This window comes from Paenibacillus sp. KN14-4R (assembly GCF_052180255.1).
Lineage (GTDB): Bacteria > Bacillota > Bacilli > Paenibacillales > NBRC-103111 > Paenibacillus_AM.
On the sequence record NZ_CP197466.1, the window covers coordinates 3,283,603 to 3,297,781 of the forward strand.

The 14,179-nt window shown below is 42.7% G+C and carries 12 protein-coding genes; 5 read left to right on the forward strand and 7 right to left on the reverse strand.

Annotated features, from left to right (window positions below):
• Positions 1-194: 194 nt before the first annotated feature.
• Together ACSBOP_RS16070 and ACSBOP_RS16075 are read left to right on the forward strand one after the other, a co-directional pair.
• A complete protein-coding gene (locus ACSBOP_RS16070) occupies positions 195-1,259 on the forward strand; it encodes a M24 family metallopeptidase (RefSeq protein ID WP_442601532.1) in 1,065 nt (354 codons plus the stop codon).
• 124 nt (positions 1,260-1,383) lie between these two features.
• Positions 1,384-3,078: a peptide ABC transporter substrate-binding protein gene (locus ACSBOP_RS16075; RefSeq protein WP_442601533.1), complete on the forward strand. Its 1,695-nt coding sequence runs from the start codon at positions 1,384-1,386 to the stop codon at positions 3,076-3,078.
• Positions 3,079-3,142: 64 nt separating this feature from the next.
• Here the strand turns inward: ACSBOP_RS16075 and ACSBOP_RS16080 are convergent, their stop codons facing one another.
• The 4 genes from ACSBOP_RS16080 to opp3b form a co-directional block, all read right to left on the reverse strand.
• Positions 3,143-3,514, reverse strand: a complete 372-nt coding sequence (locus tag ACSBOP_RS16080; protein ID WP_442601534.1) for a DUF3899 domain-containing protein — start codon at positions 3,512-3,514, stop codon at positions 3,143-3,145.
• 17 nt (positions 3,515-3,531) lie between these two features.
• The gene (locus ACSBOP_RS16085) at positions 3,532-5,526 is read right to left on the reverse strand and encodes an ABC transporter ATP-binding protein (protein WP_442601535.1); all 1,995 of its coding nucleotides are present in this window, start codon (positions 5,524-5,526) and stop codon (positions 3,532-3,534) included.
• A 63-nt stretch (positions 5,527-5,589) separates the two neighbouring features.
• On the reverse strand, positions 5,590-6,606 hold the full coding sequence (opp3C, locus tag ACSBOP_RS16090; protein WP_442601536.1) for an oligopeptide ABC transporter permease: 1,017 nt from the start codon (positions 6,604-6,606) through the stop codon (positions 5,590-5,592).
• The gene (gene opp3b / locus ACSBOP_RS16095) at positions 6,603-7,532 is read right to left on the reverse strand and encodes an oligopeptide ABC transporter permease (protein WP_442601537.1); all 930 of its coding nucleotides are present in this window, start codon (positions 7,530-7,532) and stop codon (positions 6,603-6,605) included. Before opp3b ends, opp3C begins: the two co-directional genes overlap by 4 nt.
• 295 nt (positions 7,533-7,827) lie before the next feature.
• Between opp3b and ACSBOP_RS16100 the strand changes: the two genes are divergently transcribed.
• The 3 genes from ACSBOP_RS16100 to ACSBOP_RS16110 are packed head-to-tail and all read left to right on the forward strand — an operon-like array spanning position 7,828 to position 9,640.
• Positions 7,828-8,100, forward strand: coding sequence for a (2Fe-2S)-binding protein (locus tag ACSBOP_RS16100; RefSeq protein WP_442601538.1), 273 nt, complete (start codon positions 7,828-7,830; stop codon positions 8,098-8,100).
• Positions 8,097-8,432, forward strand: a complete 336-nt coding sequence (locus ACSBOP_RS16105) for a (2Fe-2S)-binding protein (protein WP_442601539.1) — start codon at positions 8,097-8,099, stop codon at positions 8,430-8,432. The genes ACSBOP_RS16100 and ACSBOP_RS16105 overlap by 4 nt, the downstream gene beginning before the upstream one ends.
• Complete coding sequence (locus ACSBOP_RS16110) at positions 8,432-9,640, forward strand: NAD(P)/FAD-dependent oxidoreductase (protein WP_442601540.1); 1,209 nt, start codon at positions 8,432-8,434, stop codon at positions 9,638-9,640. The genes ACSBOP_RS16105 and ACSBOP_RS16110 overlap by 1 nt, the downstream gene beginning before the upstream one ends.
• A 187-nt stretch (positions 9,641-9,827) precedes the next feature.
• On the opposite strand, the gene ACSBOP_RS16115 is transcribed toward ACSBOP_RS16110, so the two are convergent.
• The 3 genes from ACSBOP_RS16115 to rpoN form a co-directional block, all read right to left on the reverse strand.
• The gene (locus ACSBOP_RS16115) at positions 9,828-11,264 is read right to left on the reverse strand and encodes an aldehyde dehydrogenase family protein (protein WP_442604502.1); all 1,437 of its coding nucleotides are present in this window, start codon (positions 11,262-11,264) and stop codon (positions 9,828-9,830) included.
• Positions 11,265-11,291: 27 nt separating this feature from the next.
• Positions 11,292-12,185: a dihydrodipicolinate synthase family protein gene (locus ACSBOP_RS16120; protein WP_442601541.1), complete on the reverse strand. Its 894-nt coding sequence runs from the start codon at positions 12,183-12,185 to the stop codon at positions 11,292-11,294.
• A 70-nt stretch (positions 12,186-12,255) separates the two neighbouring features.
• Positions 12,256-13,569: an RNA polymerase factor sigma-54 gene (gene rpoN / locus ACSBOP_RS16125; protein ID WP_442601542.1), complete on the reverse strand. Its 1,314-nt coding sequence runs from the start codon at positions 13,567-13,569 to the stop codon at positions 12,256-12,258.
• Between the last annotated feature and the right edge of the window lie 610 nt (positions 13,570-14,179).

Below are 14,179 nucleotides of genomic sequence, written 5' to 3' on the forward strand. Positions count from 1 at the left end.
GTGCCACATTCTACCCTCGCATTATGGACTAAATGTCTAATCTTTTTTACACGGAATACAAAAACTGTATAACAAATTACGTTTTTCTTTTTACATAGTCACGTTACTTAGCAAAAGTACCATCCGACGTAATGTGGCATTTATTTTGCATAGATGAAATAAGTGAGTTTACATGCAAATGAGGAGGTTGACACATGCAAATAAGAATTGATGATTTACGTGTGCAGTTACGAGAGCAACAGTTAGATGGTTTGTTAATTACAGGTGGATCGAATCGCAGGTACATAACTGGTTTTACGGGAAGTGCTGGTGTTGCACTTGTCACATTGGATCAAGCCATACTCATCACAGATTCTCGATATACCGAGCAGGCAGGGAAACAAGCTCCCTCATTCGAGATCATTCAATTCAAATCTTCATTTACGGAGCAAATTGGGATTGAATGCGAAAAACATGGCGTACAGAAGCTGGGATTTGAACAGGATCATATGACATTCACCAATTATTCAGCTTACAAAGACCACGTCAAAGCTGAACTTATTCCTGTATCCGGTTACATTGAGAAAATTCGGATGGTGAAATCTGAAGAAGAAATCCAATTCATTCGTACTGCTGCCGGAATTGCAGATGCAACCTTTTCACACATTTTGAACTTTATCCAACCCGGTAAATCTGAGAAGGATGTCGCCAATGAAATGGAAATGTTCATGCGTAAGCAAGGTGCGGATTGCTCTGCTTTCGATATTATTATCGCATCGGGTTATCGCGGCGCTTACCCTCATGGCGTGGCAAGTACAAAACTAATTGAAAACGGCGATATGGTTACACTGGACTTTGGTGCTTACTACCGTGGTTATCGCTCTGATCTTACACGTACAATCGCAATTGGAGAGCCACTTGCGCAATTGCAAGAAGTGTATAACATCGTGCTGGAGGCGGAACTACAGACGATTGCCCTGCTTAAACCCGGTGTTCCTTGCAAAGATATTGATACATTTGCCCATCACTACATTGACGAGAAGGGATACGGCAAAAACTTCGGTCACGGGACTGGGCATGCGATTGGCCTCGATATCCATGAAGAGCCATTCTTCTCAACCAAGTCTGAGAAAGTACTCGCTGCTGGCATGATTATGACCGTGGAACCTGGCATTTATCTCCCAGGTATTGGCGGTGTACGCATTGAAGATGATGTACTAATCACATCCACTGGCTCTGAAGTTTTAACACGTTCACCTAAAGATCTCATTATTCTTTAATATCCACATTCTGAAAGGAGGCGATGCGCCACTCTTCGTTCATTTTGAAAGCAGCTTGGTACTACTTACAGATGCGGGTATCCAATAGCAAGTCAAATTAACGGAAAGCAAAGGTGAACCGACAATGAAAAAAAGAGGGTCATTAAGTGTGTCCTTACTCCTTGCATTCAGCTTGGTATTCTCAGCTTGCAGCGGTGGGACGAAAACAGCAACAGATACAAATACGCCAAGTCCAAGCCCAAGTTCAGGAGCTGCTACGGCGGCGCCTAAAGATGGAGCTAAGGAACCACAAATCCTTAACCTTACAGCAGGGCAAGATATTGTAACATTGAATACATTGGGTAACGTCGACAACCCGGCAACCATTGTACAAAACAACATACTTGAAGGACTTTATCGTCTAGATCCGAAGAACTTGCCAACACCAGGTATTGCTAAGTCCCATGAAGTGAGTGCAGACGGTAAAACGTACACGTTCCACTTGCGTGATGCTAAATGGAGCAACGGTAAGCCGATCGTGGCAGGCGATTTTGAATATGCTTGGAAAAAGGCACTTGATCCAAAAACAATCTCCCCTAACTACGCTTTCTTATTGGATGTAAAAAATGCAGCCGATATTAAAGATAAGAAGAAAGACCCTTCTGAGCTTGGTGTTAAAGCAATTGATGATCACACGTTCCAAGTTGAATTATCCTCACCAGTTCCTTACTTCCTGAGCTTAATTACGCACCCGCTCTTCTACCCAATGAACAAAGAGTTCGTAGAAACACAAGGTGCAGCTTATGGACAAGAAGCGAACACCATGATTTACAGTGGTCCATTCGTTCTAGATTCTTGGAAACATGACGATGGCTATGTATTAAAGAAAAACCCTAATTATTGGGATACTGCAAACGTGAAGCTGGAACAAATTAACTTCCGAATTGTAAAAGATAACGGGACTCGCATTAACTTGTATGAAGCAGGTCAAATCGATATTACAGGTTTAACTTCCGAATTCACTGAAAAATACAAAAGCAGCCCTGAATATAAAACTTTCTCTGATCCAGAAATGACTTTCCTTAAAGTCAACGAAAAGAATAAATACTTAAGCAATGTAAACATTCGTAAAGCTCTTAGCTTCAGCATTAACAAAGAAGAATTGACTGGCATTATTATGAACAACGGTGCCAAACCAGCTAACTTCATTGTTGCAAAAGAGTTTACATTTGGACCAGACGGCAAAGACTTCCGTGAAAAGTATGGTGAGTTCAAAAAAGAAGGTTTAGCAGAAGCTAAAAAATATTGGGAGCAAGGTATAAAAGAGTTGGGCGAATCAGCAATCAAGCTCGAGCTCTTGAACTTTGAAGGCGAAACTTCCAAAACAATGGGTCAGTTCTTGAAAAATCAATGGGAGAAAAACCTTCCAGGATTGACAGTTACAATTAACGTTCAACCGCAAAAGCAAAAACTTGCTCTTGAGAAAAAGCTGCAATACGATATCAACAACACAGGATGGGGCCCGGATTATCAAGATCCAACAACATACCTGGATATTTTCCTAGCTGATTCTCCTTACAATGCTTCTGATTATAAGAGTCCAAAGTACAATGACTTAATGAAGAAAGCTAAAGAAAATGCGACAAACCCAGCTGAGCGTTGGAAATTCCTCCAAGAGGCTGAGAAAGTACTCATTGAAGAAGATTGTGTAATCCTTCCACTTTATCAAGCAGGCGTTGCTAGAATGACGAAGCCTTACGTGAAAAACTTTGTTACTCACCCATTCGGTGTATACACAAGTTACAAGTGGACTTCCATTGAAGGCAAAAAAGCAAAATAAGATGACATAAACAATTGCCCCTCTTACATGTTATACGTAAGAGGGGCAATTTTGTTTTGAAATATTAATAAACCCAAGCAAGCGATATCAGATACATGCCAATAAATAAAAGCCCGCCTGACCACAGGAAAGGGTATGTCACAGAGAACTGCAACAATGGACGTGTCTGCACAGCTTGTGGAGCAACTTGCTCGACATATTGTCCAATCTTATCTTTGTGACGATTAAACATCTTAAAACTGCGAATCGTACGATCTAGCATACCACTTTGCAATATCCATAAACTAGCCCCAATCATAAACAGCGCTAAAGACACAAGTGAGGCAATATTAATAAATGTAAACCAAAGTGGTGCTTCTCGAAGCCATGATGCAATAAAGGATACAAGGCTAACACAGATCATTGTAACTGCTGTATGCTTCACATGCTTACTCATGGTGCCCCTCCCAACTCTTATGCCCGATATTTTTGCGAGGAACTGGCTAGATTATAATCATCATCTGTACAATTAACCCAATGACCTGGTTTTACTTCTCTAAAAGAACGACGTTCCTCTTCTCGATTATACAGCGCTTGATCAAAAATAATACGTTTCCGTTTTCTTTCTTGTACCGGATCTGGCAGCGGAATAGCGGAAAGAAGTGATTGTGTATAAGGATGTAATGGATTTTCGTAGAGTTCCGCACTGCTTGCCAGCTCAACAATTCGGCCTTTATACATGACACCAATTCGATCACTAATGTGCTTCACCATAGATAAGTCATGCGCAATGAATAAGTAAGTAAGTCCCTTTTCACGCTGCAGCTGTTTTAACAAATTGACAACTTGGGCTTGAACAGACACATCGAGCGCTGAAATCGGTTCATCTGCAATTATGAATTCCGGATTTACAGCAAGAGCTCGCGCGATCCCAATGCGCTGACGCTGACCGCCACTAAATTCATGCGGATAACGGCTTGCATGCTCCCGGTTAAGTCCTACGGTCTCCAATAATTGATAGACTTCTTCAAGGCGCTGCTTACGATTATCAAGCATACCGTGAATGTCAATTCCTTCTGCGATAATATCCGCTACCGTCATACGAGGATTGAGCGATGAATACGGGTCTTGGAAAATCATCTGCATCTTACGATTCATATGGTTATGCTTGTCTTTACGTCTTATCTCCTGCAAATCAACACCGTTATAATGTACTTTACCTTGTGTAGCCTGATACAATCCGATCATCGTTCGTCCTGTAGTTGACTTTCCACAGCCCGACTCTCCTACTAATCCGAATGTCTCGCCCTTATAAATATCAAAGGTTAATCCATTTACTGCTTTATGGATCATCCCTCTTCCAAGCTTAAAGTGCTTATGTAGTTCTTTCACTTCTACTAATTTTTCTTTGGGGGCAGAATCCTGTTTTGTATGCGTAGTTGAAGATGTAAACAATACTTTACGATTCATTTCTACATTCGGACGAGTAACTGGAGGAGCAAAATCATGCAGTAACCAAGTCGCTGCATAATGGGTATCCGAAATTTGGAACATCGGCGGCTCTTCCATAAAATCAATTTTAAGTGCGAATTTATTCCTTGAAGCGAACGCATCTCCAACCGGCACACGAAGTAAATTCGGCGGTGCCCCTGGAATCGAGTATAAGGTATCGCCTTGAGCGTGTAGTCCAGGCATTGAACCTAATAATCCCCATGTATATGGGTGTCTAGGATCGTAGAATATATCGTCTACAGTGCCCATCTCAATGGTCTTGCCAGCATACATCACGATGACTCGATCTGCCATACTTGCCACGATTCCTAGATCATGCGTAATAAAAATAATCGACATGCCCATCTTTTTCTGTAAATCTTTTAGCAAATCGAGGATTTGTGCTTGAATCGTTACATCCAGCGCCGTTGTCGGCTCATCCGCAATGAGAATTTTCGGTTTGCAAGCCAGTGCAATCGCAATTGCTACACGCTGCCGCATCCCACCGGAAAATTGATGTGGATAGTGCTTGATTCGAATCGCAGGCTCTGGGATGCCGACTAGATGCAGCAGTTCAATGGCCTGGTGCTTTGCTTCGGACTTCGACAATTTTTGATGTTTTTGTACACATTCCATAATTTGATTGCCAACTGTCATTGTCGGGTTCAAGGAAGTCATTGGATCTTGCGATATAATCGAAATTTCGGAGCCCCTAACGGATTGCATTTGTTTTTCAGTGAGTGATAGGATGTTCTGATCATCAAGCCAGATTTCACCATTCTTTATGGTACCAACGGATTTCTGAATCAGACGCATGATACTTTTGACCGTGACGGATTTACCTGATCCTGATTCACCTACAATTGCCAATGTCTCGCCCTTATTTAAATCGAATGAAACACCGCGTACGGCTTTCACTTCGCCAGCATATGTGTTAAAAGAAACCTCTAGATCTTTAACAATAAGGCTTTTGTCCATATGGTAATCCTCCTTTACATTCTTTTGTGAAAAATAGTTCAACATCCAGATTGCAGTCTCACGTTAGCGTCGCATTTTAGGATCTAACGCATCGCGTAAACCGTCACCAAGCATGTTAAAACTAATCATGATAAGGCTGATAACGATGGATGACATAATGAGCATGTGCGGGTAGATTGTCATCATTTTGTGGCCATCATTAATAATGGTTCCAAGTGATGCAATAGGAGGCTGTAGACCTAGACCAATAAAACTTAAGAACGCTTCGGTAAAAATAGCCCCAGGAATAGTAAACATCGATGTGACAATAATCGGTCCTGCTGTATTGGGAATGAGATGTCGGAATAACAGCCTTTTATCCTTAGCGCCAAGGGTTCTTGCAGCCAAGACGTATTCTTGATCGCGAAGCTTCAGAATTTGTCCCCGTACGATACGAGACATCCCCACCCAACCAGTCATTACCATCGCAAGTACAATCGTTAGGATTCCTGGTTTTAGCACCAAGATGAGAAGAATGACGATGATCAAATTCGGTATCCCGACAAGAACCTCACAGATCCGCTGCATGACATTATCAACTTTTCCCCCATAGAACGCGGAGATGGCACCATAAGACACACCGATAATAACGTCAATTAAAGCCGCAAGTATGGCAATTAATAATGAAATTCGTGTCCCTTCCCAAATACGCGTCCATAGATCGCGTCCTAATTCATCCGTACCGAACCAGAAATAATCCGTGACGCCTTTTTTCGCATACTGATCCACACCCCGTATATCATAACCATTGAACCCAAGCCATGGAATATTTTCTAAAATAGGTACTTTTGGCGGAAGCTTCGCACGTGTTAATTGCTGGTCATCAAAACCAAATTTGCTCATGTAAGGACCGAATATGGACATTAATAATAGGAAAAGAATGATAAAAAGTCCGATTAAGGCTACCTTATTTTGGCGGAAACGAATCCAAGCATCTTGCAAGGAGGTGAGCGATTTATTCGTAATTTTCTCTGGGTCGATCATACTCGCATCAGCTGGTACGAATACTTCCTGACTAAATTCTTTCAATTGCGTACTCACAGTTGTTTCCCTCCCGTTAAACGTATTCTTGGATCAATCAGACCATATAAAATATCAACGACAAATATGATGGCAATAAATAAGAAGCTATAGAATAAAGTCGTTCCCATAATAACGGGATAATCATTGGTCATAATCGACTTTGTGAACTGCTCACCAAGCCCAGGAATACTGAAAATCCGCTCGATAACAAGTGATCCGGTCATCAGGCCGATCGCCATCGGTCCAAGCAAAGTCAGAATGGGAATCATCGCATTGCGTAGTCCATGCCTGAACAAAATCGCCATATTACCAAGTCCCTTTGCTCTTGCCGTACTCATATAATCCTGGCCCAGAATATCGATCATTTCTGTGCGCATAAAGCGCGCCATAGTTGCAATAACGAAAACTGACATTGAGATTGTCGGCAATATCGTATGCTTAAAACTATCCCAGAATGCAATAGGCAGCCATTCCAGCCTCACCCCAAACCAATATTGGAGCATCCCCGCAAAGACAAAAGAAGGAATAGATACTCCTAGAACCGAAAATATCATCGATCCATAATCCCAAGGTGTATTATGTTTTAGTGCCCCAATCATGCCTAGCAGCAGGCCAATAGTGACACCGACCACTAGCGCCTGAGCTCCTAAAACGGCAGATGGACCAATTCGTTCACCAATAATTGTTGTTACGGGACGATTTTCAAATTGAAAAGATTTGCCCAAATCGCCTTGTACTAAATTCGTCATGTATTTGACATATCGAATTGGAATAGGCTTATCCAAGTCGTATCTCTCGTACAAAATTTTCTTCTGATCTGTCGTGAGCTTTAGGTCATTAAACGGTGATCCTGGTAGCGTTTGCATTAAGAAAAACGTCAAAGTCGAGATCACTAAAAACGTGACAATCATGTAACCCAGTCGAGTCGCAATGTACTTCACCATACTCACAGCACCCCCATGTACAGTTTTTTTATTTTTGTTATCGCTTTCAAAAAGGCTAACCACCTTTCTACTTAGCAATAGAATATGCAATTTCTATGCCATAACCATTTAGTCATCGTTCCTCCTCTTCCAATTTCTGATGTCAAATTTTATATACACATTGTTTACAGATACATAGACACATTCAGCCATTTTTCTTTGAAATAGACACAAGATTCGACATTCACTCAAGCTGAGTTTGGCTCGCTTTTTGCAATGAACTCATTATGATATTTTGTATGAAAAGGGGAGTCCAATGGATCAGTCATCAATTATTATTTGTCGGTGTGAAGAAATTAGCCTAGGTCAAATCGTCGATACCGCCAAGGAGTATCAATGTTCATCTCGGGAAGTTAAGCTCCGGACACGAGCAGGAATGGGTTATTGCGGGGGCAGAACTTGCCGTTTATTAGTCGATAAAATCATTCAACAAGTATCAGATGCAGCAATTCCACACGAAACAACACTGAAGTATCAGCCACCTGTCCGACCCGTTTCTTTTCAAAATCTGGGAGGTGAACATTCATGAGTTTCGGACGTATTGAAAACCACCCTATCCTTGGACAAATGCGTGATCGTCAAAAAGTAAATATCCTTTTCGATGGAAGATCGTATCAAGGCTTCGAAGAAGAAACCATTGCAGCGACACTGCTGGCTAATGGGATTCGAACGCTACGATATCACGAGGAGAAGGGAACACCGCGCGGAATATATTGCAATATTGGACATTGCTTCGAGTGTCGAGTAACCGTAGATGGAAAAGATGGTGTTCGTGCGTGTATGACACCGATACGTGATGGCATGGACATACGGACAAGTCAATCGCTCCCTACCCCATTTAGGAAAGGAGCGCACAAGTGATGATAGATGTTGTTATTATTGGAGCTGGTCCTGCAGGACTGTCGGCTGCCATCGTATGTGCAGAATATGGGCTTCAGGTAAAAGTAATTGATGAATTCATGAAACCTGGCGGGAGACTGCTTGGACAACTTCATCAAGAACCTTCGGGAGAATGGTGGAACGGGATTGAAGAAGCGAAGAAGATGTATGACCGGGCTATCTCCCTATCCGTAGACATTACACTTGGCACTTCCGTCTATGATGTGAAGCAGGTGGAAACAACTTGGCGCATATACACTTCTGATCAAATCCTAGAAGCATCCTCCTTACTTATTGCGACCGGAGCTGCTGAGGTTGCTGCACCTGTACCTGGCTGGACATTACCTGGGGTTATGTCCATTGGTGCTGCTCAGGTCATGACGAATGTTCATCGTGTACGTGTCGGAAAACGCGGCATTATTATTGGACTGAATGTTCTATCTGTTGCTATCGCCAGAGAGCTTCAGCTTGCTGACATTAATATTGCTGCCATGATGCTTCCTCCTAAAAATGTCGTTACCCAAGACGCTGCATCACCCGCAAAAGTTATGAAATCGTTATTGCGTGTAGCGCATCTTGCCCCGTCTGCCCTACTCCGTTTTGGGAGTAGACTGATGAAATTCGAGCCGCTTCAGCGTCTTGGACTTGCCCTTTACCCAAGTGGTTTATTTAAAATGTGGGGCATTCCAATTGAATTAAAAAAGGCCGTTATCGAAATTTGTGGAGAGACACAAGTGGAAAGTGTTCGGATTGCAACTGTGACAGCAGATGGAGAAATCGTTCCAGGTTCAACTCGTACGATACCTGTGGATTTTGTTTGTATCGCTGGAGATTTATATCCGCTTGCCGAGCTTGCTTCTGTCGCAGGTTGTCCACTGCGCTACGTACCCGAATTAGGTGGACATGTACCATTACACAACGCCAATATGCAAACTCCCCTTAAAGGACTCTACGTTGCAGGAAATATTACGGGTATAGAAAGTGCGAAAGTAGCTAAAGCCCAAGGAAAAGTGGCAGGACTTTCTATTGTCCAAGGATTTAAAGAACAGAATCCAATGATTATTAAAGAACTGGACCTAGCAAAACAACTAGTAATCGAGACTCGCGAGCAAGCGCTCATTCAATTCCATCCTCACGTTGCTGATGGACGAGAAAAACTCGTACAAATGGCAAATAAAGCGATGGAATAGACAAATTGCCATCATCGCCAAAGATCAACATACGACAATGGCAATCATTGCAGCATCAGCTGAAGAACTTGATCGGATGGTCCAGCAGCTCCATCAGGAAACAGGAAAATTTACTATCTAATCTTTCATTCACAAAAAGCTATCCACCTCGTCGTGTCTGACGAGGTGGATAGCTTTTTTCTAATTATTAATTATATTTAATTGCACATGTCTTGATCTCACTATAAAAATCAAGAGCAGCTTGACCTTGCTCTCTTGTATGCGAGCTCGACCATTTAGTTCCACCAAACGGTGCTTGATATTCAACGCCAGCTGTTTCTTGATTCACGCGAACCATACCGACCTCAGCATCGTCCAAGAACCGTAATGCTTGATTCAAATCCTTCGTAAATACAGAAGCGCTAAGACCAAATATCGTTGCATTGCATAGAGCAACAGCATGTTCATAATGATCTGCTTCTAACACAACAGCAACTGGACCGAATATTTCTTCCTGTACCAACGGATGATCGCTGCTTACTCCAGACACAACAAGCGGGGTAATAAAGTAGCCCTCATCTTCCGACACTTTAGCTTTACATTCCGCTAAGACTTGTGCTTGCTCGCGTGCCATCGTCACATAGGCCATTACACTATCATACTGATACCCAGAAGCAACAGGACCAAGATAAGCTTTAGAATCGAGTGCTGGTGCCACAACGATAGTTTCCATTGCTGCTTGCAACGCTGCTGTAAAAGCCGGCATGATCTCGCGCTCTACAATGATACGACTCGTTGCCGTACATTTCTGTCCTGCCGATCGGAATGCACCACTAAGGATAGCTGGGATTGCTAGATTTAGATCTGCATCTTTAAGTACAACAGCTGCATTCTTTCCGCCCATCTCAGTCTGATACTTGATATTGCGTCTAGCGCATATCGAGGCTATTCGTTGTCCTGTAGAAGTTGATCCGGTGAATGAGATTGCATTCAAATTACATTGTTCTAGCAATACATCCCCGATCTTACTTCCTTTACCGATTACTAAATTAATGATGCCTGCAGGCAATCCAGCTTGTGCGAATATTTGTATCATTTTCGTAGCTGTTAAGCATGCATACTCCGCAGGCTTCCAGACGATCGTATTTCCGCACAGAAGCGCAGGTGCTATTTTCCAAATCGGAATTGCAACTGGAAAGTTCCACGGTGTAATAATGCCCACAACACCAAGCGGCACTCGCTTTGTATATTGCAGTACACCCGCTTCTGATGCTGGAATCACACTGCCATTCGCACGCACACCTTCTGCCGCATAATATTTAAGCAAATTGACGCCACGCATCACTTCGCCTTTCATTTCGGTAATGGGTTTCCCCATCTCACGACTCGCGAGAATTGCTAGCTCTTCTAGGCTTGACTCAAGTGCTGACGCCAGACGACCTAGCACATCGCCACGCTTCGCCTGACTCATTCCCGCCCAATTCGGCTGAGCCATTCTTGCAGCTTGTTCGGCTTGGAGCACTTCACTTGCACCTGACAAATGAATAACACCAATTTGTTCCTTCACATTCGAAGGGTTATTCACGATGAGTTCACCATCAGTAGGAGTAGACCACTCCCCACCAATCCAATTCTGACTATGCATCATTTGCAGGCATCCCCAATCTTTGAATTAATTCGTGCTAATCGCAAGGTTCGATTTTGTTGCATATTCAAAAGCAGCCTTAATTGCCACTTCCTCTTCAGGCGTCAAACCTAAACGTGGTGGGCGACAAGGACCTACAGGACGTCCTACAAGCTCCATCGTATATTTAATAGCCTGAACCAGCCTTGGACCTGCATCATAATGGAATAATGGTACGAGACGACGGAACAGCTCTAACGCCTCTGTTAATTTTCCTTGTTGGGATAATTCAAATACCTCTACGCTTTCTCTAGGCATTGCATTAACAAAGCCTGCAATCCAGCCCGTCGCACCGGCGATTGCACCTTCCATCGCCAAATCATCCACACCGACCATCAATTCAAGATCCGTCTCACGAATAACGTCATGCATACGGCGAATGTCACCCGAGAATTCTTTTACAGCAACGATATTATCGAATTCAGCTAATTTCTTCAAAATACGCGGAGTTAAGTCTACTGGGTAGTCGTGTGGGTTGTTATATACGATAACTGGCAAACCTACATTCGCTACTGCTTCATAGTGTGCAATCACTTCTGCTTCACTTGGCTTATAGTTAATTGGTGGCAATGCCATAACACCTGCTGCACCTTTTTCCATCGAAAATCTTACCCACTCCGTCGCTTGCTTCGTTGATGGAGCAGCTGAACCCACAACAACTGGAACACGACCAGCAGCAGCTTCGATCGTCGTTTCAATGACTTTCGCGCGCTCTTCTCTAGTAAATGTTGCATATTCTCCCAATGAACCTGTCGGGATAATACCGTGCACACCTTGCTCGATCAGCCAATTGATATGATCATGTATTCCTCTGTAATCAACCTCATAATCATTTGTAAAAGGGGTAATCGTTGCTACATAAACGCCTGGAAACTTTGCCATCTTGTCATTCTCCTCTCAATTAAGTGGTAATACCTCACTTCACTTTATTGCAAGAATCGTACCTACTTTTTCAAATTGCCTTCATTTTCCGTAAAGAAGAAGATAATATTTTTTCTTCCTCCCGGTACTTTGCAACTGTACGACGTGAGATTTCAATTCCTTTTTTCTGCAGCATATTAGCTATAATCTGATCTGACAGCGGCTTTCGCTTGTCTTCTTCATGGATATAAGCTCGAATCGTACTTTTCACAGCCCTTGATGAAATATCCTCACCCTCTGCGGTCTGAATCCCATTGGTAAAAAAGTACTTCAGTTCATAAATACCCTTCGGTGTATCAATAAACTTATTCTTGATCGCCCGACTTACCGTTGATTCATGAATGCCGAGCATATCGGATAAATGTTTCAAATTCATCGGTCGTAAGCTGCCATTCTCACCTTCAAAAAAGGACATCTGCTCCTGAACAATCGCATAAATCACTCGAAAAATCGTATCATTCCTATATTCCAAGCTGCGCATCAGCCACTGAGCCGACTTCAATTGTTCTTGAATGTATATAGCAACTTCATCGCTATGAGCGCCTTTGACAAGATCCACATATTCTCGATTGATCGTAACTTTGGAGAACATATTACGCTTCATCTCAATGACTAGATTGTTATTTTCAAAAGAGATTTCCGCGTCCACAATAACATTCTGACGTTCATGTTGAGCGCATACGAGACCCGGATGTGGATTCAAAGTTCGTATATATTCTAAAATATTAGACACATTTCTCTCATTTATGTTTAATTCTTTAGATATTCTGTCGTATTTTCCCTTAGCTAGTTCAGTCAGGTAGCCCATTACAATCTCCATAGCACCTACTGGAGCCTCATTATCACGCTTAATTTGAATAGCCAAACATTCCTGCAAGTTCCTGCCCCCAATACCTGCTGGATCGAAGGTGTGAAGCTTTTGGAGAGCGTCTTCAACTTCTTTATGCGTTAAATAAAGAACCTGGGCAGCTTCCTCTAGCGTAACGGTTAGATATCCGGCATCACTTAAGTTCCCAGCAAAATAGGAAATGGCTTTGAATTCTGCAGCTGTATAGGGTGTCATTCGCAGTTGCTGCATGACCCAGTTTTCCAGTGTATCGACATGGATAGCTAAGCTGTTGATGGTATCCAATTGATCATAGCGTTCATTAAAGCGCTTACTTTTTGTTGAAAAAGGATTCTGTTTCCACTCCACTTCGATTAATGGATTCTCACTGGCCCGTTCTTGCAAATATGAATTCAATTCCGCGTTTGAGAGCTGAAGAATATGAATGGATTGCTTTAACTCAGGGGTCATGTATAGTTTGATCTGCTGCTCCTGATTCAAGCTGTAGGTCATGTTCATGCGAGCTCACCCTTTCTCAGCGATAGATGATTTTATTATATGCAATTATCGTGCCAAGTTTAACCAATTTTTTATAGAAAAAGAATTCGTTGTAGTAGTGACTGCGAGTCTTCTCTTTGCAGGTAGCGACTGCGGGTCGTCTAAGTCCTTCCACACGCTGTTGAAATTGTATTCCTCTGATTAGGTTGGAAGGCAGGAATACAATTTCAAAGGCGTGCCGCTCCGCTTTCCATGACTTAGACGTCCCTCCATCTTACATGGGAGAAGTTGCAGCCACCATTCCCCCCATAGACACAAAAAAGCAGCCATTACGGAGACAAATTCATGTCCCGTAATGACCGCTTTTTTTGCAACTATCTTGCTAAGTAGCAGACAAGAGGTTGCTGCAAATGTTTTCTCCTCGTGCGATCTTCAAAGAAGGAGCACAATTCCTACATCAGAGAAGTTACCTTCACTATGCCTCCCTCCCAAAGTGGAAGGGGAGCGGAGGAGAAAGGAGGTACTGGAAGAGCGAAGCGCTCGCCTTTGAAATCGTGAATACACCAACCTAACCTAATCAACTATTCACGATTTCAACAGCGACTGAAAGCACCTTCTTTCTCCGCAGCGC

Coding starts and splice junctions, on each gene's coding strand:
- ACSBOP_RS16110 (WP_442601540.1), top strand. CDS start 8,432: ATGATAGATGTTGTTATTATTGGAGCTGGTCCTGCAGGACTGTCGGCT.
- ACSBOP_RS16100 (WP_442601538.1), top strand. CDS start 7,828: ATGGATCAGTCATCAATTATTATTTGTCGGTGTGAAGAAATTAGCCTA.
- ACSBOP_RS16080 (WP_442601534.1), bottom strand. CDS start 3,514: ATGAGTAAGCATGTGAAGCATACAGCAGTTACAATGATCTGTGTTAGC.
- ACSBOP_RS16120 (WP_442601541.1), bottom strand. CDS start 12,185: ATGGCAAAGTTTCCAGGCGTTTATGTAGCAACGATTACCCCTTTTACA.
- ACSBOP_RS16085 (WP_442601535.1), bottom strand. CDS start 5,526: ATGGACAAAAGCCTTATTGTTAAAGATCTAGAGGTTTCTTTTAACACA.
- ACSBOP_RS16105 (WP_442601539.1), top strand. CDS start 8,097: ATGAGTTTCGGACGTATTGAAAACCACCCTATCCTTGGACAAATGCGT.
- ACSBOP_RS16115 (WP_442604502.1), bottom strand. CDS start 11,264: ATGCATAGTCAGAATTGGATTGGTGGGGAGTGGTCTACTCCTACTGAT.
- ACSBOP_RS16075 (WP_442601533.1), top strand. CDS start 1,384: ATGAAAAAAAGAGGGTCATTAAGTGTGTCCTTACTCCTTGCATTCAGC.
- rpoN (WP_442601542.1), bottom strand. CDS start 13,569: ATGAACATGACCTACAGCTTGAATCAGGAGCAGCAGATCAAACTATAC.
- ACSBOP_RS16070 (WP_442601532.1), top strand. CDS start 195: ATGCAAATAAGAATTGATGATTTACGTGTGCAGTTACGAGAGCAACAG.
- opp3b (WP_442601537.1), bottom strand. CDS start 7,532: ATGGTGAAGTACATTGCGACTCGACTGGGTTACATGATTGTCACGTTT.